Below are 19,764 nucleotides of genomic sequence, written 5' to 3'. Positions count from 1 at the left end.
TTCCCCTCTAACCTTTATTGTCTAATTTTTAAAATTTTTTACGGCATCAACAAACAAGTTTCCTCTTGTTTCAAAATCTGGAAATTGATCCCAAGATGCAGCAGCAGGAGATAATAGAATAACCTCACCTGCGTCACTTAACTCAAAGGCAGGCTCTACTGCACTAGGAGCATCCTTAGCGTGAACAACTGGTATCCCAATCGTTTTACCCACTTCGGCCAATTTATCAGCCGTTTCTCCAAATACAATCAAGCCCTTAACATGCTGCTTGATCGCAGTTAGAAGACGCATTTGATCATCTCCTCGATCTAATCCACCAGCTAATAATACTACTGGCACATTAAATCCAGATAAAGCCATTTCCGTTGCTTCAATATCAGTTGCTTTAGAATCATTATACACTTGACGATCATAGAACTTACCAACAAATTGTAATCGATGCTCTACTCCCGAAAAGCTCTTTAGTGCTTTCGCAATGCTCTCTGTGTCAATTCCCATTAGTTTCCCAACCGCAATAGCGGCCAGCGCATTTTCTATATTATGTGTACCAGGCACTCCCAATTCGTTAGCAGCCATAATAACTTCTTGTTGATAGTATAAGTTGCCTGCTTTCAAATAAGCACCTGCTTCACTAAATCCTTCCCGTGAGAAAGGTACAATAGTTGCTTTGGTCTGCTCCGCTAATTGACGCCACTCTTCTTTATCATAATTAACAACAAAAAAATCATTTGCTGTTTGATACTTTGTAATGTTCATTTTAGCAGCAACATAATTTGCCCGTGTCCCATGAAAATCCAAATGTGAACCAAAAATATTAGTTAACACAGCAATATGTGGCTTAGGAGCGGGCATCCCTGTTAGCTGGAAAGAAGATAGCTCAGTGACTAACACATCATCCGCTGTCATTTGAGGAGCAACCTCACTAACTGGAGTACCGATATTACCCGCAACTAGCACGTGACCTTTTCCTGGCTGCGTTCGCAACACGGATGAAATCATCTCTGTTGTTGTTGTCTTACCATTTGATCCCGTGACAGCAACCCAGTTTTTTTGAATATACTGTTGGGCAAGGGCCACTTCAACAACAATTGGAATTTGTTGTTCTTGGGCAGCTACCAATATCGGAATCGTGTACGGAATACCTGGATTTTTGACGATTATATCAACATTATTTAATAGTTCAACTGATTGATCAGTGGTAAATTGCACATCATTTGCCTTCAATGCCTTTACTTTCTCATCCATAATGTCTAGCTTAGGATCCGAAACAGTCACGCGGGCGCCTTCACTTTGCAATAAATTGGCCGCTGCTGCACCTGAACGTGCAAATCCAATTATTAATACGTGTTTATTCATTATTAAGAGCCCCTTTTTTAAGATATGTATATGGGGAATCACACCCCATGATTATTTTATTTATGAAAACCAGAATACAAGATAAAGTACTGCCATAACTAGCCCAGTCCCCCAGAAGAATAGATTTACTTGCCATTCATTCCACGGTTTCTCCGTATTACCAGTTAGACCGCCCTTTTCAAAACTATGATGAATAGGGGTCATTAAGAAAATACGTTTATTGAAGAAATGAAAACTAGTGACCTGAATAATGACACTTAGCGTTTCAATCATAAAGACGAAACCAATGATCAATAATGACCATTCATGGTGTAATACCAATGAGTTCATTGCTAGTCCGGCTCCCAGGGCAAGGGATCCGGTATCACCCATAAAAATAGTTGCTGGGTAATGATTAAAGAACAAAAAGCCAAGTAAAGCACCAATTATTAGTGCGTCCAACAAGACCATCGTCATATCGCCTTGCACGATAGCAATCACTAGATATGCAACGTAAGCAATGATAGCTGTCCCTGATGCCAAACCATCCAACCCATCTGTTAAATTAGTTGCATTTGACCAGCCAACTAACCAGAAAATCGTAAACAAAGTGTAAGCAATTACACTATGCCATTCACCTAACCCAAATGGTAAGTTTAAAAAGAAATCAAATTTACCTAAGGCTAGTACGATTACACCCAGAATAGCGGCTGCAATTTCAGCAAATAACTTGGGTAAAAATCGTAAGCCTTCGTCACGATGGTTGAAGACTTTAATACTGTCATCAAAAGCGCCAACAATTGCAAATACCACAATTGCAATCAACGTTGCCCAACCCGTTGAAGCAGCATTTTTAGTAACTAACGCTAAAATAATAAAACCGATAACAACGACTGGAATAAAACCAGCGCCACCCATTGTTGGTGTCCCTGCTTTGGCAGCATGATCGGGTTCATGTTCCCCAGTACGCATAACCATTTGGGCTACTTTAATTTTTTTAAACCAATCTCGTAGACGCGGCACTACCAGTACCGTAACAATTAGACTAAATAATAGTCCCACTAAAAAAGTCGACATTCGACTACTCCTCTCACTCATCTATATTCCTAGTTTGACGTCTTAGGCTCTTTAAATTCTACCGTAATTTCATGATAACCATCAGATAATTTTGAATCTGCCTTGACTGATTGAGTCGTTACAAATCCATTACCCTTGATATTAACCTTGATATCTGCCAACTCTGCCCAAGCTAATACATCACTTTTTGCCCAACCGGCCATATTAGGCACAGCAATATTCTGACCTGTATTCAAGAAAATACGTTGACCAACAATCGACTTTTCACCACTAGTTATTGACTGACTTTTAATTGTTTTACCGTCACCCATGACTACCGGTGTCAGACGATTGGACTTTATCTCTTTTGTAGATTCTTTAGTTGCACCACCAACAACCGTTGGTACATTCACTTCTTGATTAGCACTAACAACCACCTTATTGTCACCTTCAGACATATCCAAAGCTTGTGCCATCACCTTTTTGAAGACATCTGACATATCTTTTGCAATATTATCTGTATTTTTTTGTGGTTGCTTTGTCACAATATACATCATATAACGTGGATTGTTTGACGGTGCCATCCCCATCCATGAATGAATTTCATTAGTATTGTCTCCTGGTGATGAATATCCAGAAGAAGTAGCCACTTGAGCCGTTCCAGACTTACCAGTTGTCCGTACATCCGGAATGGCATAATCTTTTCCTAATCCATGCTTAGAATAGATAACATCTTCCAATTGTTTACGAGTTGCTTTGGCACTAGACTTACTAATTGGTTTAGAGACAGTCTTCGCCTTAGGTTGTGAAACCACTCGATTAGTATTTGGATCCACTACCTTCTCAATAATTTGTGGCTGTAATTCTTTCCCATTGTTAGCAATCGCTGAATAACCTTGCATCATCTGCAACGGTGTCACAGATATGGCCTGTCCAAAAGCAGTGTTGGCTTGCTCAATTGGGTACTTAAATTGCATACCACCTTTTGCTTCGTCGCTAAATCCTGAGTTCGTTGATTTCAAAAACTTAAATTTATTCAGATATTTGCGCCAAGTTTGGGCACCCATTTTTTGCTCAGTCAGGGCCATCGCTACGTTGGAAGAAGCTGCAATTCCTCGTCCATACGTGATACGTCCCCATCCTTCACCGTCATTCCAATCAGTAACTTTCTTGTCACCAATCTTTAAAGTACCTGATTCATAAGTATCATCTTCGTCCCAATTGTCAGAATCGATAGCTGCAGCTAGTGTGATACCTTTCAAAACCGAACCTGGTTCAAACGCAGTTCCATATAGCTGGTTCGTCCAAAGATCCCCAATACCTTCACCTGTTGTGGCATTGTAAGATGGACGCTGAGTCGTTGCAACAATTTTACCAGTTTTCGTATCCATAACTACTGCAAGTGCAGCCTTAGGTTTCATATCATCGGCAAGCGTCTGCATACTCTTTTCTAGAGTTGTTTGCAATTTTGTATTAATGGTCGTGTATATATCATAACCATTTTTGACAGCCAGGTTTTTCTTTGAAACTGCGCGATCATTGGTATCTGATGAGGTTGTTTTAACACCATTGTGCCCGGTCAATTGTTTATTCCAAGATTTCTCGATACCAGTTATTCCTGAAATGACTTTACCATCACTACTGTTATCATTTTTTGTTAAGCCAATTAAATCTGATGCAAAAGTCCCATTAGGATATAAACGTGACTCGCTTGGTGTAAAAGTTAATCCTGGCACATTAAGTGCTTTAAGCTGCTTATACTTTTTAACATTTAAATTTGAGCCATCTTGTCCAAACTGGACTTGTTTTAAGTTGTTCTTACGACCGCTTTTAATTAACTTTTCGTATGTCTTGGCTTTACCACCAATGACTTTTGCAATTTTCTCACTAACAGCCTTATCCTGGCTCTTCTTAACATACATTGGCTTACCTTTAGAAGACTTTTGACTGCTATCTAGTACAGCCGCCAACGTATAAGTTGTTGAGGATTCTGCTAGTGGATTACCTACTGCATCAAATATTTCGCCTCGTTTAGCTTGAATTTCATTTTGACTACGGTAGATTAGCTGGGCTGCCTTGTCTAACTTATGCCCCCTTACATCTTTCGTGATGGCGACATAAGAAAAACGGACCCCCAACACAACCAGCACCAGCATCATTAATATAAGCAGAATTTTGCCCGTATTACGACTGTTTTTATCCGGTTGATCACGTTTTGGCATCCGTCGTTTTTTTACCATGCTACTTTACGTTCCTTATATTTTGATTATTGAGTGTTAGTCCATTCTTTTCAGCAATCTTATTCAACCGATCCGGATTAGATAAATCACTAACTTCCTGCTTCAAGTCATTATTCTTATCGCGAACTTGTTCCAACTGTGCTGATGTCGTCGACAACTGCGTATTCGCTGTTGCACTCTTATTGGCCATAAAAATGACTAAAAAGGCCATAACGATAACCGTTAGAACCGCTGCGCCAACCATCATGAAATCGATTGTATCCCACTTAGGTTTAACCATTTTCACATTTTTGACAGTTTTGTGTCTCGCATTTGTCTTTGGGCGACTAATTTGTTTTGTTACAACATTACTATTGTTGTACTTGGGCAATCCATCCATAGTGGGCTTCCTCCATCATTTTTACTTGATACGTTCTATAATTCGTAGTTTGGCAGAATGTGCACGTCTATTATTGGCTAGTTCTTCATCTGATGGCAAAATTGGTTTTCGAACAACCAATTTGAAATCTGGTTTCATTTCTTCTGGAATAACTGGTAAACCTGAAGGTAAATCAGGTATCGTTACCTTTTCTTTAAACATCGTCTTAACAAGTCGATCTTCAAGTGAGTGGAAGGTGATTACCGCAATCCGACCATGGACATTCAACATCTCCAAGGCCTGTGCCAAAGACTCTTCTACTGCTCCTAATTCATCATTCACAGCAATTCTAATCGCTTGAAAAGTAGGCTTCGCTGGATGTCCACCTTTTCTTCTCGCTGCTGCTGGAATAGCTTCCTTAATGATATTAACTAAATCAAATGTCGTTTCAATTGGCTTTATTTCTCGTTCACGTTCAATTTTTCTTGCAATTTGTTTTGCAAACTTCTCCTCACCATAACGTGAAAAGATCCGCATCAACTCATGAAATGACCACTCATTGACAACTGTTCTTGCATTTAATGCTTGTGACTGATTCATACGCATATCTAGCGGCGCATCATACTTGTATGAGAAACCACGTTGACCATCATCAAACTGTGGTGAAGAGACACCCAAATCATAAACAATACCGTCAATTGCTGAGACATTCTGCTCAACTAGCGCATCATGTAAATGACGAAAGTTAGTCTGAATGAATGCAACTTTGCCAGCTTCTAATTCATCCGCCAGATGGGTTTCATTATATTTAATCGCCGTAACGTCTTGATCAAAAGACCATAATTTACCATGATCCAATCGACTAGCTAATAATTTAGAATGGCCACCACCGCCTAATGTTGCATCAACATAGACACCATCTGGTTTAACATTTAAGCCATTAATTGCTTCTTCTAATAATACTGTTACGTGTTTAAACTCCGTCATCGGTATTTAAGTTCCTTTCAATCTAATATGAAGCCATTAAAATCCTAGTTCTTCTAAACCATCCGCAATATCGTCGAAGTTTTCTGCAGTTTCATTTTCATAAGCCTGCCACTTCTCAGTGCTCCATAATTCGAAGGTTGTGTCCCCAAGACCGAAAACAGTTACATTTTTTTCAATTTTTGCATAATCACGTAATGTTTGTGACAGGTTAATACGTCCTTGTTTATCAAATTCAACTTCAATCGCACCACCAAAAACAAAGCGCTTAAATTGACGTGCTTTTGAGTTAGTTTCAGGCAACGCATTAATCTTTTTTGAAAAGTCTTGCCACCCTTCAAGGGTATAGGCACGTAATGAATGATCCATCCATCGGGTGATTACAAAAGATTCACCTAACTGGTTTCGAAACTTAGCCGGAATAATTAGCCGATTTTTTGTATCTAATGTATGTTGATACGTTCCCATGAACATCAGCTAATTCCCCCTCTCTAAATTTCGACATGTCACAATAACAACTCACCAATCTATTCGACAATTCAATACATTTAATTTACCACAATATCCCACTTTCAACCACCTTTCCCCACCCATTACCACCTTGTTTTTTTAAACATTTATTGTTAAGAAGACCGACGTATCGGTATATAGTGACTTTTTTAACATAAAGTTTACAATTATGCGTAATTTTAACAACAAACTGAACACCAATTGATTCATCAAAAACGGTGGGGAAAAGTGGGCATTGAAAATGAAAAAGGAGTTTGGGATACTTTCCCAAACTCCTTTTACTTAAGGCAGATTAATTATAAGCTTGTAACTTCCGGCTATTTATATGTCAAAACACCAACAACTAATTATTATAAATAATGCCCTTACACTTCACTAAAGCCACCATCAACTGGAATTTGCTTATCAATATCGAGTTCTTCTTCTTGGCCACTAGTAAATGCAAAAACTTCTAAAATCAAATACAACAAAGCAAGATAATAGCCATAAAACATCGAATTTATGTGTAGCCAAACCGAAATTAAGAATACGATTGGCCAAACCAGTAACAACACCCAAAAGGCACCTGTATGACGCAGAAAACGACCAGCAATAACACTAAATATCATATTGATAATAAAAAGTAATACGATAATTTTGAAATTAGCGGTTAGTTTCGTCAAGTTAATGACATATGGAAAAAGAATGCCAAAAATCGGCATTAAAATCCAAAAACGCCAATCAAAAGTTTTATTAAACCTTTTCATATAAAAACTCCTATTTCATTACTATATATTTAATTCTATAACATAACTCAAAGTACTCAAAGCATATAATGGCGCTGTCTCAGCTCTCAAAATACGAGGCCCTAATCCTACCGGCACAAATCCCTGTTCTACTAATGCATCAACTTCTTGTGAAGACAAACCACCTTCCGGGCCAAATAAGAAACTAACGGAATCAGCAGGTTGCAATCTATTTAATTGTTGAACCAATTGACTAGTTTCCCCTTGCTTAGCACTTTCTTCCCAAGCCACCAATTTTACTGTACTATCAACCTCTAGATCTACTAGTGATGCAACGTAACTGACATCTGGTATCCGTAGTCGATGAGCTTGTTCAGCTGCTGAAGTCGCTATTTTATTCAAACGGGTAATTTTCTTTGCCGCTTTCTGACCCCAATGAACAACCGACCAGGCTGTCTCAACAATGATAATATGATGAACGCCTAACTCTGTTGCCTTTTGAACAACCAATTCAGGTTTATCACCTTTAGATAATCCAATAACAATTGTTGTATCAACTGGTAATTCAACGTGAGACTCTTGTCGTGAAACAATCGCCATAATTGGATAATCATGTTCAAATCTTACGACTTTAGCAATAATAATTTCCTGTCGATTTGGTAATACAAATTCTGCCTGAGAACCCTCGTGACTTCGCAAAACAGTTATAAAATGATGTGCGACGTTTTCTGGTAATTGAAATTCTTCACCAGTAGGCACTTCATCTAAAAAATATCTCTGCATTAATCATCCTCATTCTTAAATTTTGCAATAATACCGTACCAATCGCCTAATTTCATTGATTGTTCAACAACTAAGCCTTGCGCCGTTAATGCACTGATCATCTGATCACGTTTATCATAATAAATACCAGATAATAGTAGATAACCATTTGGTTGCAAAATATTAGTAACATCTGGAATCAGCATATCTAACACTTCTGCTAGCATATTAGCAATTACTATATCATACTTTTTATCAGGAACATTTTTTAACAAATCACTAACAATCAATTGCATGTCAGCAGCCTTTGGATTCAAATCAACATTACCTTGTGCTGATCTTACGGCAACTTCATCAATATCTGTTCCCAAAATATCGTCCGCCCCTAATAAACGGGCTGCAATTCCTAACACACCTGAACCAGTTCCGAGATCAATGACAGATTCCCCACCACGTACAACAACTTCCAATGCTTGCATCATTAACTTTGTTGTTGGATGCGTTCCAGTACCAAAAGCCATTCCCGGATCTAAAACAATCACTTCTTCATCAGATTGCACTGGCTGATACTCTTCCCACTTAGGAACGACCGTTATATGACGTGTTACACGCACTGGATGATAGTACTTTTGCCATTCAGTTGCCCAGTCAGCATCCGCTACCGACTGGACACTAACTGTACCTGGATGGGCATCTAGTCCGAATTCAGCTAACTGGTCAACTTCTGCCTGAATAGTCTCTGTCATCGGTTGTAAATCAATTTCATTCGCAAAATAGCCAATCACAGCTGCGCCACTCAGACGATGAACGATATCCTCTTCTTTTATCATCACGGTAGCATCAGCTGGTTGATAATGTGCTAATTCTGCAGAATCATCAATTTCAACACCTTCTGCACCATGTGTCATTAATATATTACTGATTGCTTCAATCGACTCAGTCTGTGTCTCTATAACAATTTTTTGCCAACTCATGAATATCCCTCATTTACTATTACTATGTTCTAATTACGTTTAGAATACCACAAAATAACTCAAACGCCCATCTTATACAAACAAACAAAAAATACACCTAACAATCAGCTATGCCAATTATTAGATGTATTCGTTTTATTTATATAATTTAGTCAATTGTAACAATTGTCATCAAATTAGTCGTACCTGAAGTTGTTACAGGGATACCTGCAGTAACGATGATTGTATCACCCTTACTTGCAACACCGTTTTTAACAGCTTCCCGCTTTGCCGATTCAATCATTGCATCAGTGTCACCCACTGGTTCAGCAATGGTTGGTTGTACACCCCAGTAAATGTTCAACATACGTTGTACACCTTCTGTAAAGGTGATTGCCAAAATATCAGCATTTGGACGATACTTTGAAATCATCTTTGCCGTGTAACCTGAATTAGTTGCAGCAACAACTGCCTTAATATCCAAGTTACCAGCAGCGTTGGCAACAGCTGCTGCGACCGACTCAGTGACGTCAGTTGTATCAAAGTGATCATCATCATGATGACCATTCATTGCCAATGATGTTTCTGCCTTTTCGTCAATACGAGCCATAGTAGCAACAGCTTCAACCGGGTAAGCACCGTTAGCAGATTCACCCGATAGCATCGTGGCATCAGTACCATCGAACACAGCGTTGGCAACATCAGATGCTTCCGCACGTGTTGGACGAGGATTCTCTTGCATTGAATCAAGCATATCCGTAGCTGTAATAACTGGCTTAGCAGCTGCATTCATGCGACGAATCAAGTTCTTTTGTACCAAAGGAACATTTTCTGCTGGAATTTCAACACCCATGTCTCCACGAGCAATCATTAGTCCATCAGAAACTTCCAAAATCTCATCAAAGTTATCAATTCCCTCTTGTGATTCAATCTTTGGGAAAATCATAACTTCTTCGTGATGTGATTCAGTTAACAATTCACGAATTTCGAGTACGTCAGCAGCCTTACGAACAAATGATGCAGCAATATATTGAATACCATTCTTCAAACCGAAACGAATATCATCAGCATCCTTTTCAGTAATACCAGGTAGGTTAATTGCAACACCTGGGGCGTTAACCCCCTTACGTGATCCCAAGATACCGTGGTTTTGTACTTCAGTTACCAATTCCTTGTTTGCATCATCTTTCTCAGTGATGACCATGTCAAGCTTACCATCATCAAACAAGACATGACCACCAACATGAACATCATCAAACAAACCAGGATAAGTTACAGCAATCTTCTCTTTCGTACCTTCAATAGAAGAATCCATTGAAATACGAACAACATCACCAATGTTAAATTCAATCTTACCAGGCTCTTGTACAGTAGTACGAATCTCAGCACCCTTTGTATCTAGCAAGAAACCAACTTTCTTACCAGCTGCTTTCTCGGCCTCACGAACTGCATTCATTCGTCCCAAATGTTCCTCATGATCACCATGTGAAAAATTGAAACGGACAACATTTGCACCAGATTCGATTATCTTTGTAATCGTCTCTACATCAGAGCTGGCTGGTCCAAGCGTTGAAACAATCTTGGTCTTCTTCATGATTAAAAACTTCTCCTTAGTAAAAGATATTGCTATTTCTATCTATCTGCAATCATTGTACTATTTATCACTTTCTTTGTATACAAATTCAACTCGGCTTTTGTTTCATCAGTAGAACACTTTTTATCCCCTAAAAATAGAAACCTTTTTATATTAAGTAATAAAGCGCTATCATATTTTTAAATATATTTTTATTCTTTATATATAAAAAAAGATTAGAACAAATTGTCCTAATCTTAGTGATTTATTTATTTAATCTAATGATCTGGCATTAGTATCTAAATCAACGTCTGTTAGCTTACGTAACTTGGTATGATGCTTGATTTTATAACCAAAGTACAAAACTAAGAAGAGCGGTATAGCTAAGTACGTCGTGATAATACCAGGCCAATTCCAGTCACCAATCGAGCCTTTAAATGATGCCGTATCCTGTCCAACAACAACGATAATCGATAAGACCAAGGCAATAATTGGCCCAAATGGGAACCACTTTGCTTTATAACGTAATTTATTAACATCTTTACCTTGCGCGACAAATGCTCGACGGAAACGGTAATGCGAGATGGCAACCCCAATCCAAGCAATAAAACCAGTCAAACCAGAAGCGGCAACTAAGTAATAGTACAATCCTTGACCAAATACCGATGTAACGTAAGTAAATAATCCTACAGCAACCGTAGCTAATAAGGCAGGAACTGGAATGCCGGTCCGGATATTAACACGCTTGAAAATCTTAGGTGCCATACCATCTATTGCCATTGAGTAAAGCATACGAGAAGATGCATAAAGCCCCGAATTAGCTGATGATACAACTGCTGTCAGAATAACTGCATTCATGATAGAAGCTGCCGCGGCTAGTCCAGCAGACTTAAATACCAAAGTAAACGGCGAGACAGCAATATTTGTTTCACTTGAGTGCAACAAGCTTGGATCCTTGTAATAGATAATTGCACCAATAATGAAAATAGATAAAATGTAAAATAGTAAAATACGCCAGAAAATCTGCTTTACAGCAGCTGGCACTGATTTTTCAGGTGTTTCTGATTCACCAGCTGTAATTCCGACCATCTCAGTCCCTTGGAATGAGAAACCAGCAACCATAAACACTGACAAAATACCACCAAAGCCACCAACAAACCCATGCTTGCCACCGGCTGATAGGTTATGCACCACATCAGGTTGCTTAAACATAATCCCTAAAATAGTTAGTAATCCAACAATTAAAAAGGCAACGACTGCAGTAACTTTAATCATAGCCATCCAAAACTCTGTCTCAGCATAAGCCTTAGCTGATAACAAATTAATCACTGTAATTAACACCAAAACAATCGTTGACCAAATCCAACTGGGAACATTTGGTAACCAAAACCCCATGACAACCCCAACTGTGGCAGCTTCTACAGCTACTGTAATGGCCCAATTGAACCAGTAGTTCCACCCCATCGCAAAGCCAAATGCTGGATCAACGAAACGGTCAGCATAAACTGAAAATGAACCTGAAATAGGCATATAAGTTGCCAATTCTCCCAAACTGGTCATTAGAAAGTAAACCATTACACCAATAACAGCATAAGCAGTCAACGCCCCAAATGGTCCTGCCTGAGAAATAGTTGCTCCCGATGCAACAAACAGTCCTGTTCCAATCGTCCCTCCCAATGCAATCATTGAGAGATGACGGGTTTTCATTGTTCTCTTTAAATGTCCCGTCTGTTGTTGATTATCCGCCATAATTCCTCCTAAAACAAAGGCCTAACGCATTTAAAAACAAAAAAATCCTAGTTTACACATCTATCGTATAAACTAGGAACTCATTAGTTTTTAGTATTGTCGATAGCTCTCCGCAGCCGACTATTTTGCCGCGACAGTCTGCACACTATTAATATACACACCAACAATGAATATCACCATATCCACCATTTCGGCAATCGCCCCTTTCATCTAATATCCGCACCCGTCGGCTCCTTTAGACTAATTTTGTTGACTGCAACCTCTATATCTTATTTAATTTGTAACCTTAATATACATGAACCCATTTTACTTTGTCAAGTTATATTTTAAGTAAAGTAAAAGAGTCATTAAGCATTTTTGGCATACGTGGGCTATTTGTAACAAACATGATAAAATCAATATAGTTAAACATTTGACAGATTAGATGAGCAAAGGAGTATGGGCTTATGATTATAGCTAGATCACACACACGTTTTCTGACGTTTCTGATTAGTTTGCTATTATTTATTGTAATTTCAATATTAACCTATAGACATCAGGGATTCTTGCACACACTCACACAAATAGACTATTCAATCGCTAGGGCTGTTGTACCTAGTTGGTTAGAAAATATTATTAAACCAGCTTATATTTTTAGTCATGGCATCCTGGCTGGTTTACTAATCTTTGTCATTGCTTTCTTTTTGTGGGGATTTAAGTTTAAAATTCCAGCAACCTGGATTTTATTAACAAGTTTAAGTGGTTGGTTATTAATCAACATTCTTTCACTATTTTTTAACTTAGAAGTCAATGGAACAAAAATAGTTTATCCCGCACATACAACCTTTTTTATGACCTTGTTAATTTCTTACATATTACTCATTATTATCCCTGAAATTAAACGTGATTTCGGCCAATTTATCTGTCAAACCATTTTATTATTAAGTTGGGTCGGGACATTTATGATGACTTTATTGTCTCCTAACTACAACCTTGTTTCCGCACTTGCCGGTTGGATTTTAGCTATTGCTTGGCTGAAGTTTTCCGAAAATTTTTACCGCGTTTATGCTGGTGAATTATATCGGCGTAAAGGGTTCAGCAATTCATGGTACTAATAAAAATCGCCCAAGTATACGAATATATCGTATACTTGGGCGATCTTATTTTATTAATTTAATCCAGTAATATGACCATCACTATCAATATCTATATCAAGAGCTGCTGGATGCTTAGGCAACCCTGGCATCGTTAATATTGACCCAGTCAACGCAACCAAGAAACCAGCGCCTAATTTAGGCATAAATTCACGAATATGAATATCAAAGTTTGTTGGTGCACCAAATCGTTTTGCATCATCTGTCAATGAATTTTGTGTTTTAGCCATAATGATGGGTAATTTATCCCAGCCGTATTTCTTAAAGGTTGCTAGCTGTTTTTCAGCCTTAGCAGATAACACTGCTTTATGACCGCCATATATTTCTTGGACAATATGATTGATTTTTACCATTGCATCATCTTCTGGTTGATAAAGCGGTTTAAAATCCTGATAATCAGCTTGCTCGGTCGCCTGGACAACACCAGTAGCTAATTCTTGGGCACCTGAGCCACCTTGTCCCCATACGTCTGCAACATAAGCATCAACACCAAAGCTTTTTGCATAGTCCCTGACTAGAGCAAGTTCCTCTGCTGTATCATGCGTAAATTGGTTAATCGCCACCACCACGGGTACACCATAGCGTTTCATACTTTTTAAATGCTGACCTAAATTGCCAAGGCCTTGCTTTAACGTCGTCAAATTAGGCGTTGTCAAATGTTGTTTGTCCTCACCACCGTGCATTTTTAATGCTCGCACAGTTGCAACAATCACAATTGTATCCGGTACCTTTCCTAACAAAGGTGTTTTAAAGTCAAGAAACTTTTCACCACCCAAATCGGCTCCAAAACCAGCTTCCGTGACAACATAATCAGATAATTGTAGCGCCGTTTTAGTTGCTAAGATTGAATTAGTTCCTTGGGCAATATTGGCAAATGGACCACCATGAATAAGTGCTGGTGTATGTGCCAATGTTTGCACCAGATTAGGTTTAATAGCATCCTTCAATAACGTGGTAATTGCACCCTCTACACCTAAATCGGCTACCGTTACTGGCTCTTTATCATAAGTATACCCAATCACAATTCTTGAGATGCGTTGTTTTATATCGTTCAAATCATGTGACAATGTTAAAATGGCCATTAACTCAGAAGCTACTGTAATATCAAAGCCATCTTCACGAGGGATTCCCGATGTCGGACCACCAAGACCAATCGTGACGTGCCGTAATGCGCGATCATTAACATCTAAAGCTCGTTTCCATAAAATACGGCGTGAATCAAGATGCAGCGGATTTCCTTGATATAGACTATTATCGATCAAAGCAGCCAAGGTATTATGCGCACTAGTCAGTGCATGAAAATCACCAGTAAAATGCATATTTATATCCGCCATTGGGATAACCTGTGAATAACCACCACCAGTTGCACCACCTTTTAGGCCCATCACTGGCCCCAAAGAAGGTTCACGCAGCGCCACCATTGTTTTACGCTTTTGCTGCATCAACGCATCAGCTAAGCCGACTGTAACCGTCGACTTGCCTTCCCCTGCTGGTGTCGGATTGATTGACGTAACTAAAATCAGCTTTCCTAACTTATTCTGCTGTGTTGATGAGCTCAGCTGAACTTTTGCCTTATCACGACCATACGGCTCCCACTCATCGGCACTTAAGCCAATTTGATCAACTATTTTTTCAATTGGCCAAATATCTGCATACTGTGCAATCTCAATATCTGTTTTCATCCCAGCTATTACCTCTTCATATACTCAATATCATGTATCTCTAATTTATACCACTTAGTCTACTTGCTATTTCATATAATCTCAATACCTTTTTTTGATAAGCAACACCTGCTGATTATAGTTTAAAAATCGATACCTATTATGATGTCATAGGCCTTAATTAGAAACTGGTCGAGCAAACCAAAAAGCCACCAATCTACCAATATAACTTGGTTAGCTTAGTGGCTCTTGTGATTATTTATAAGAGATTACAGCTAGTTTAACATGCCAGCAACTAGCTTTTATTTATTATCAGTACCAAAATACTTTTGTGATATCTTGTCAATTGTACCGTCCTTTTTGGCCTCAGCAAGAGCATCATTGACCTTATTACGCAATGTCACATCGCCCTTACGCATACCAATACCATAGGCATCAGTGCCAAAGTTCGTCTTAATCGTCTTAAATGAGTCCGGATCTTTCTCGTGCGCGATATAATATCCGGCATAATCAGCGTCGATTAACACTGCATTCAAACGTCCAACTTGCAAATCATTCAAAGCTTTATCAAAAGTGTCATATTGCTGTGCGTCAGAACCAACCGTCTTTCGTAAGCTATTCCCCTGCTCGTTATAAGTCAATAATCCAGATGAGCCGGTTTGCGCACCTAAACGCTTCCCTTTTAGGTCATTTAATTTGTTAATTTGTTGGTTTTTCATCGTAACAATAACCTGGTGATCATGGTGATATGAATCTGAGAAAGCAACTTTCTCCTTACGATCAGCATTCTTAGTATAGCCATTCCAAATCATATCAATGTGACCGGTCTTTAATTCAGTTTCTTTCATTGACCAATCAATTGTCTGGAAATCAGCCTTTAGTCCCATTTTTTTCAAAGTTGCTCGAGCCAGTTCAACATCATAACCAACGAGATCACCTTGGGCATTGCGAAAGCCCATGGGGACAAATGTATCATCAACACCCACAACAACAGTTTTATCAGCCGTTACTTGACGCCAAGTATCTTGGCTATGAACGGTACGATACCAAAAAAAACCACCAATTAAAACTAAAACAATAATCACAATACCGTTACCGATAATTTGTCGCCGCCAATTAATTTTAGACTTAATCATAGGCTACCTCCTCGTGAAACATCAGTACCAAAATCAAACGTTTGGTCTGCAACTGCTTGAGCAAATGGTAAATCGTGGGTAACAATTAATTGTGTGACCCCTTGTTCTTTCAGATGTTGAATCACCTTAATTACTCGGTCGGTTGAACCCGCATCTAGTCCTGATGTTGGTTCATCATAAGCCAAGATACCAGGCTTCATTGCTAGCGCACGGGCAATCGCCACGCGTTGCTTTTGACCACCTGATAATTGAAATGGATATTGGTTGGTTTGTTCTGTTAAACCTAAATTATTTAACAATTCTTCTGCATTAGAATTTGCCTCATTTTTAGTCATCTTCTTAACAAGTTGCGGTGCCAATGTAATATTTTCTTTAACAGTATATTGTGGAAATAGGTTAAAGTCTTGAAAAATAACACCAACTTGTGCGCCCTGACGATCACCAGAAATATTTAGTGGCTCATTATTTAAAATCAATTCGCCACGATCAGCCGGTAACAAACCAGCCAAAATACGTAAAAAGGTTGTCTTACCAATACCCGATGGACCCACAATACTTAATACTTCCCCATCATTTATCGTTAAATCCATATCTTTAAAAATGACACGTTCATCAAAAGCTTTGGCTAAATTTTTAATTTCTAACATAATACTTTCTCCTTAACGATAATAGTTCATTTTTCTTTCCATCCGGCGCTGAACAATTGTTGCAATAGCGATTAATACTAAGTAAACCAATCCCACTAGCAAATATGGAATTAGTGTCACATCTCGAGAGGCCGCGATGTTTCCCGCACGCATCAGATCACCTAGTCCAATAACATAAACCAATGATGAATCCTTAACCAAATTAACCACTTCGTTCCCGACTGATGGCATCACAATTTTTAATACTTGTGGCAAAACGATTTTACGCATCGTTTGCAATTTACTTAAGCCCAATACTTTCGCACCATCATATTGCCCATCAGGGATACTCTGAATACCACCACGGAATATTTCAGCAAAATAGGCCGTATAATTTAGAATAAAAGTTACCGTCGCCGCTTCAAAGCGTGGTAAAGTCATAATATTTGCCAGGCTTAAGCCATAATAAACAAACACAATTTGTAGTAATAAAGGTGTGCCACGCATTATCCATACGTACGCGTTCATAACCCATTTCAATAAATAAATGTCTGAACGCAATGCTAACGACACTAAAATTCCTAGGGGTACCGAACCAATCAAGGTTAGGACAAACACACCTAAAGTCATTTTTAGACCACCTAGTATACTTGGTAAAATCTGTACAATATAGTCCATACGCAATCTCCTTAATAAATAAAAAAAGCCCTCAAGCAATTATACAAATTGCTTGAGGACGATTACTCGCGGTTCCACCTCAGTTTAATTAACCATTGCTGGTCAATACTCTAATACCATTGCTATCAAATGGTATTCATGGATAACATCATGACACGGGAACGATTAGGCTCCGATAATCTTGGGTGTGGTTCATCTAGTACCTTGGTTACTTTTCAGCTTCAGCGTAACTCTCTTAACAAGATAACAAGACTACTCGTCCAATCAAATCTTTCTATAAATAACTGTTTACAATAATATAGTTTAAAACCAACCATAAGTCAATCTTATTTTGACAGATTTCTTTGTGATCGGGAATCCAAGGTTAAACGACCGTTCAAATCACGCTGTGTGACATCGTAAGCTGAGATGTCTGGCTTTTTTGTGGCATTATATAAATAAATAACTAACTCATACACAATGATGAGTAAAACTAAGTTAATAATAATAGTTGGAAACAAATGAAACATGATAAAGTTAGGAATATTTAAGTTCACCAAACTGATAATGCCAAATGCCGCATAATCATACGCCATGTAGGCTGTCAATGTGACAAACCAAACAGCTAACGATGACGAAAAACTATAAGATAGGTATCTCTGAATGAACTCTGCTAATTTAAGCATCAGCAAAAAGCCGATGATAGCCGGACCAACTATACCCGTGTAAAAAATATCAACAAGCATACCTGCAAAAAACGCAATTGTATATAACCACTTACGTTTAATCTGTTGTGCATGTCCGGACATAACAGGCATCATCACAATAATTAGTGATAACATAGGACTTGCCGACATTGGTTGTTTAAATAGTAATGGTGCCAAATATAATGATATCCCACCGTCAAGCATAACGGCGATGATAACTAAAATAAAATGAACCCATGTGGTACTTATATATTTCAGCATAATTATTCTCCATAATTGTTACAAAATTGGTAACTACATTATAGTAGCCTGATTTTCACCATCTCGTCAACCAATTTACATCAAAAAAATCCTGTCATAAAACATACTAGACTGCTACACTTAAAAGAGTAGGTTAATAAGGAGAAATAGCATGCAAAAATTAGATTACTCTGCACAAGATAAATGGCCCCGTACTTCAAGTAATATGCAGTCACCAGTCGCATTATCTGACGATTTAGCAATTAAAAATGATTTTCAAACAGCATTATCTTTTGACTATGATCATACGGCCAATTATGTTCGCGATACTGGTGCAGGCATTGAAGTTGGTTTAACCGGCCATGCCGAGTTAGGAAATCGTCCCTTTACATTGAAACAATTCCACATCCATACACCTAGTGAACATACAATAAACAAACAAGCATATGATGCTGAAATTCATTTCGTGCATGAAGCCAGTGATGGTCGCCTGGCTGTTGTTGCAGCAATGGTTGAAGCTGGTCATAAATCTGCAACTTATGAGGCTGTCTTACAACACATGAATGAAACAACGTCCTTCAACATACCGGTGGATGATATTATGCCTGAAAACAAAGACTATTATCACTATATAGGTTCATTGACTACGCCGCCTTTAACTGAAAACGTTGAATGGTATGTATTAAAAACGCCAGTTACTCTCTCACAGGAACAAATCACTCATTTAATGACTTTCTACAGCCATAACAATCGTGACTTACAAGCACTAAATGAGCGTCCAATCATTTCTTCAAATTAAACACATATTAATAAATATAATAAAAAGCTGGTATGAACTGAACCCCAAAAATTGGAGAGAAGTTTAAGCAACTAGCTGGTCGGAAAGATTTCGGTATTGAACCGGAGTTTTTCCGGCCAGTTTTGTTTTAATCCGTTTATTATTGTAGTAATAGATATAATTATTGACGGCAGACTTCAGCTCGTCATAGTTTTGATAATGATTATTATGGACAGTTCCTACCTTCAAGAGATGGAAGAAACTCTCTGCCATAGCGTTGTCTAGACAGGTCGCTTTGCGACTCATGCTTTGAAAAACATGGTTGTTCTGCAAACGTGAGACATACTCATAATTTTGATACTGGAATCCCTGGTCAGAGTGGATTGTTAAACGGTAATTTAATTTGGGCCTAGTATTTAATAGTTCATCTAGTGGTTTCGTAACGAAATCAACGGTTGGATGAAGATCAATATTCCAAGTGAGAATTTCACCACTATAAACATCAATATATGCTGTAAAATATGCTCGTTCAGATACTGTTCCAGATCCCCAACGCATTTCAGTAACATCTGTGAGTACTT

The 19,764-nt window shown here is 38.4% G+C and carries 19 protein-coding genes and 1 riboswitch; of the genes, 2 read left to right on the top strand and 17 right to left on the bottom strand.

Translation table 11 applies throughout. The features are described 5' to 3' along the window. Window positions 1-21: 21 nt before the first annotated feature. From murD to NGR58_RS01465, 11 genes are all read right to left on the bottom strand, one after another. Window positions 22-1,356, bottom strand: a complete 1,335-nt coding sequence (murD, locus tag NGR58_RS01515; RefSeq protein ID WP_258087960.1) for a UDP-N-acetylmuramoyl-L-alanine--D-glutamate ligase — start codon at window positions 1,354-1,356, stop codon at window positions 22-24. 60 nt (window positions 1,357-1,416) lie between these two features. Next, window positions 1,417-2,412, bottom strand: a complete 996-nt coding sequence (mraY, locus tag NGR58_RS01510) for a phospho-N-acetylmuramoyl-pentapeptide-transferase (protein WP_258087959.1) — start codon at window positions 2,410-2,412, stop codon at window positions 1,417-1,419. 29 nt (window positions 2,413-2,441) lie between these two features. Next, complete coding sequence (locus NGR58_RS01505) at window positions 2,442-4,631, bottom strand: penicillin-binding protein (RefSeq protein WP_258087958.1); 2,190 nt, start codon at window positions 4,629-4,631, stop codon at window positions 2,442-2,444. 1 nt (window position 4,632) lies between these two features. After that, complete coding sequence (gene ftsL, locus NGR58_RS01500; protein ID WP_258087957.1) at window positions 4,633-5,010, bottom strand: cell division protein FtsL; 378 nt, start codon at window positions 5,008-5,010, stop codon at window positions 4,633-4,635. A gap of 21 nt (window positions 5,011-5,031) precedes the next feature. Then, window positions 5,032-5,976, bottom strand: coding sequence for a 16S rRNA (cytosine(1402)-N(4))-methyltransferase RsmH (gene rsmH, locus NGR58_RS01495; protein ID WP_258087956.1), 945 nt, complete (start codon window positions 5,974-5,976; stop codon window positions 5,032-5,034). Window positions 5,977-6,012: 36 nt separating this feature from the next. Next, window positions 6,013-6,447 (bottom strand): division/cell wall cluster transcriptional repressor MraZ, encoded by a 435-nt coding sequence (mraZ, locus tag NGR58_RS01490; protein ID WP_258087955.1) that lies wholly within the window; start codon window positions 6,445-6,447, stop codon window positions 6,013-6,015. A gap of 401 nt (window positions 6,448-6,848) precedes the next feature. Then, window positions 6,849-7,229, bottom strand: a complete 381-nt coding sequence (locus NGR58_RS01485; protein ID WP_258087954.1) for a hypothetical protein — start codon at window positions 7,227-7,229, stop codon at window positions 6,849-6,851. A gap of 21 nt (window positions 7,230-7,250) precedes the next feature. Continuing rightward, window positions 7,251-7,991: an RsmE family RNA methyltransferase gene (locus NGR58_RS01480; RefSeq protein ID WP_258087953.1), complete on the bottom strand. Its 741-nt coding sequence runs from the start codon at window positions 7,989-7,991 to the stop codon at window positions 7,251-7,253. Then, window positions 7,991-8,944 (bottom strand): 50S ribosomal protein L11 methyltransferase, encoded by a 954-nt coding sequence (prmA, locus tag NGR58_RS01475; RefSeq protein ID WP_258087952.1) that lies wholly within the window; start codon window positions 8,942-8,944, stop codon window positions 7,991-7,993. The genes NGR58_RS01480 and prmA overlap by 1 nt, the downstream gene beginning before the upstream one ends. Window positions 8,945-9,092: 148 nt before the next feature. Continuing rightward, window positions 9,093-10,517 (bottom strand): pyruvate kinase, encoded by a 1,425-nt coding sequence (pyk, locus tag NGR58_RS01470; RefSeq protein ID WP_258087951.1) that lies wholly within the window; start codon window positions 10,515-10,517, stop codon window positions 9,093-9,095. A gap of 252 nt (window positions 10,518-10,769) precedes the next feature. Then, window positions 10,770-12,245 carry an amino acid permease gene (locus NGR58_RS01465; protein ID WP_258087950.1) on the bottom strand — a complete coding sequence of 492 codons (1,476 nt, stop codon included), beginning with the start codon at window positions 12,243-12,245 and terminating at the stop codon, window positions 10,770-10,772. Between the two features lie 95 nt (window positions 12,246-12,340). After that, a riboswitch (Lysine riboswitch) is annotated at window positions 12,341-12,518 on the bottom strand. Window positions 12,519-12,691: 173 nt separating this feature from the next. On the opposite strand from NGR58_RS01465, the gene NGR58_RS01460 reads away from it, so the two are divergent. Further along, a complete protein-coding gene (locus NGR58_RS01460) occupies window positions 12,692-13,339 on the top strand; it encodes a hypothetical protein (protein WP_258087949.1) in 648 nt (215 codons plus the stop codon). Between the two features lie 53 nt (window positions 13,340-13,392). On the opposite strand, the gene NGR58_RS01455 is transcribed toward NGR58_RS01460, so the two are convergent. The 5 genes from NGR58_RS01455 to mreD form a co-directional block, all read right to left on the bottom strand. After that, complete coding sequence (locus NGR58_RS01455; RefSeq protein ID WP_258087948.1) at window positions 13,393-15,060, bottom strand: formate--tetrahydrofolate ligase; 1,668 nt, start codon at window positions 15,058-15,060, stop codon at window positions 13,393-13,395. A 281-nt stretch (window positions 15,061-15,341) separates the two neighbouring features. After that, window positions 15,342-16,175: an amino acid ABC transporter substrate-binding protein gene (locus NGR58_RS01450; protein WP_258087947.1), complete on the bottom strand. Its 834-nt coding sequence runs from the start codon at window positions 16,173-16,175 to the stop codon at window positions 15,342-15,344. Next, complete coding sequence (locus tag NGR58_RS01445) at window positions 16,172-16,822, bottom strand: amino acid ABC transporter ATP-binding protein (RefSeq protein WP_258087946.1); 651 nt, start codon at window positions 16,820-16,822, stop codon at window positions 16,172-16,174. The genes NGR58_RS01450 and NGR58_RS01445 overlap by 4 nt, the downstream gene beginning before the upstream one ends. A 12-nt stretch (window positions 16,823-16,834) precedes the next feature. Beyond that, window positions 16,835-17,479 carry an amino acid ABC transporter permease gene (locus tag NGR58_RS01440; RefSeq protein WP_258087945.1) on the bottom strand — a complete coding sequence of 215 codons (645 nt, stop codon included), beginning with the start codon at window positions 17,477-17,479 and terminating at the stop codon, window positions 16,835-16,837. Between the two features lie 326 nt (window positions 17,480-17,805). Beyond that, window positions 17,806-18,426 (bottom strand): rod shape-determining protein MreD, encoded by a 621-nt coding sequence (gene mreD, locus NGR58_RS01435; protein ID WP_258087944.1) that lies wholly within the window; start codon window positions 18,424-18,426, stop codon window positions 17,806-17,808. 151 nt (window positions 18,427-18,577) lie between these two features. Between mreD and NGR58_RS01430 the strand changes: the two genes are divergently transcribed. Continuing rightward, complete coding sequence (locus NGR58_RS01430) at window positions 18,578-19,204, top strand: carbonic anhydrase family protein (RefSeq protein ID WP_258087943.1); 627 nt, start codon at window positions 18,578-18,580, stop codon at window positions 19,202-19,204. Between the two features lie 63 nt (window positions 19,205-19,267). Here the strand turns inward: NGR58_RS01430 and NGR58_RS01425 are convergent. Beyond that, window positions 19,268-19,764 (bottom strand): IS3 family transposase (locus tag NGR58_RS01425; RefSeq protein ID WP_258087942.1); only part of this gene is annotated, 497 nt, incomplete at its 5' end.

Source organism: Weissella fangxianensis, from assembly GCF_024718545.1.
Lineage (GTDB): Bacteria > Bacillota > Bacilli > Lactobacillales > Lactobacillaceae > Weissella > Weissella fangxianensis.
This window is presented reverse-complemented; position numbering and strand designations above follow the sequence as displayed.

What these genes read in the sequence shown, in the direction of transcription:
- mreD (WP_258087944.1), bottom strand. Translation starts at nt 18,426, where the DNA reads ATGCTGAAATATATAAGTACCACATGGGTTCATTTTATTTTAGTTATC.
- NGR58_RS01450 (WP_258087947.1), bottom strand. Translation starts at nt 16,175, where the DNA reads ATGATTAAGTCTAAAATTAATTGGCGGCGACAAATTATCGGTAACGGT.
- murD (WP_258087960.1), bottom strand. Translation starts at nt 1,356, where the DNA reads ATGAATAAACACGTATTAATAATTGGATTTGCACGTTCAGGTGCAGCA.
- pyk (WP_258087951.1), bottom strand. Translation starts at nt 10,517, where the DNA reads ATGAAGAAGACCAAGATTGTTTCAACGCTTGGACCAGCCAGCTCTGAT.
- NGR58_RS01460 (WP_258087949.1), top strand. Translation starts at nt 12,692, where the DNA reads ATGATTATAGCTAGATCACACACACGTTTTCTGACGTTTCTGATTAGT.
- NGR58_RS01430 (WP_258087943.1), top strand. Translation starts at nt 18,578, where the DNA reads ATGCAAAAATTAGATTACTCTGCACAAGATAAATGGCCCCGTACTTCA.
- NGR58_RS01445 (WP_258087946.1), bottom strand. Translation starts at nt 16,822, where the DNA reads ATGTTAGAAATTAAAAATTTAGCCAAAGCTTTTGATGAACGTGTCATT.
- NGR58_RS01505 (WP_258087958.1), bottom strand. Translation starts at nt 4,631, where the DNA reads ATGGTAAAAAAACGACGGATGCCAAAACGTGATCAACCGGATAAAAAC.
- NGR58_RS01455 (WP_258087948.1), bottom strand. Translation starts at nt 15,060, where the DNA reads ATGAAAACAGATATTGAGATTGCACAGTATGCAGATATTTGGCCAATT.
- mraY (WP_258087959.1), bottom strand. Translation starts at nt 2,412, where the DNA reads ATGTCGACTTTTTTAGTGGGACTATTATTTAGTCTAATTGTTACGGTA.
- NGR58_RS01440 (WP_258087945.1), bottom strand. Translation starts at nt 17,479, where the DNA reads ATGGACTATATTGTACAGATTTTACCAAGTATACTAGGTGGTCTAAAA.
- ftsL (WP_258087957.1), bottom strand. Translation starts at nt 5,010, where the DNA reads ATGGATGGATTGCCCAAGTACAACAATAGTAATGTTGTAACAAAACAA.
- prmA (WP_258087952.1), bottom strand. Translation starts at nt 8,944, where the DNA reads ATGAGTTGGCAAAAAATTGTTATAGAGACACAGACTGAGTCGATTGAA.
- mraZ (WP_258087955.1), bottom strand. Translation starts at nt 6,447, where the DNA reads ATGTTCATGGGAACGTATCAACATACATTAGATACAAAAAATCGGCTA.
- NGR58_RS01465 (WP_258087950.1), bottom strand. Translation starts at nt 12,245, where the DNA reads ATGGCGGATAATCAACAACAGACGGGACATTTAAAGAGAACAATGAAA.
- NGR58_RS01485 (WP_258087954.1), bottom strand. Translation starts at nt 7,229, where the DNA reads ATGAAAAGGTTTAATAAAACTTTTGATTGGCGTTTTTGGATTTTAATG.
- NGR58_RS01480 (WP_258087953.1), bottom strand. Translation starts at nt 7,991, where the DNA reads ATGCAGAGATATTTTTTAGATGAAGTGCCTACTGGTGAAGAATTTCAA.
- rsmH (WP_258087956.1), bottom strand. Translation starts at nt 5,976, where the DNA reads ATGACGGAGTTTAAACACGTAACAGTATTATTAGAAGAAGCAATTAAT.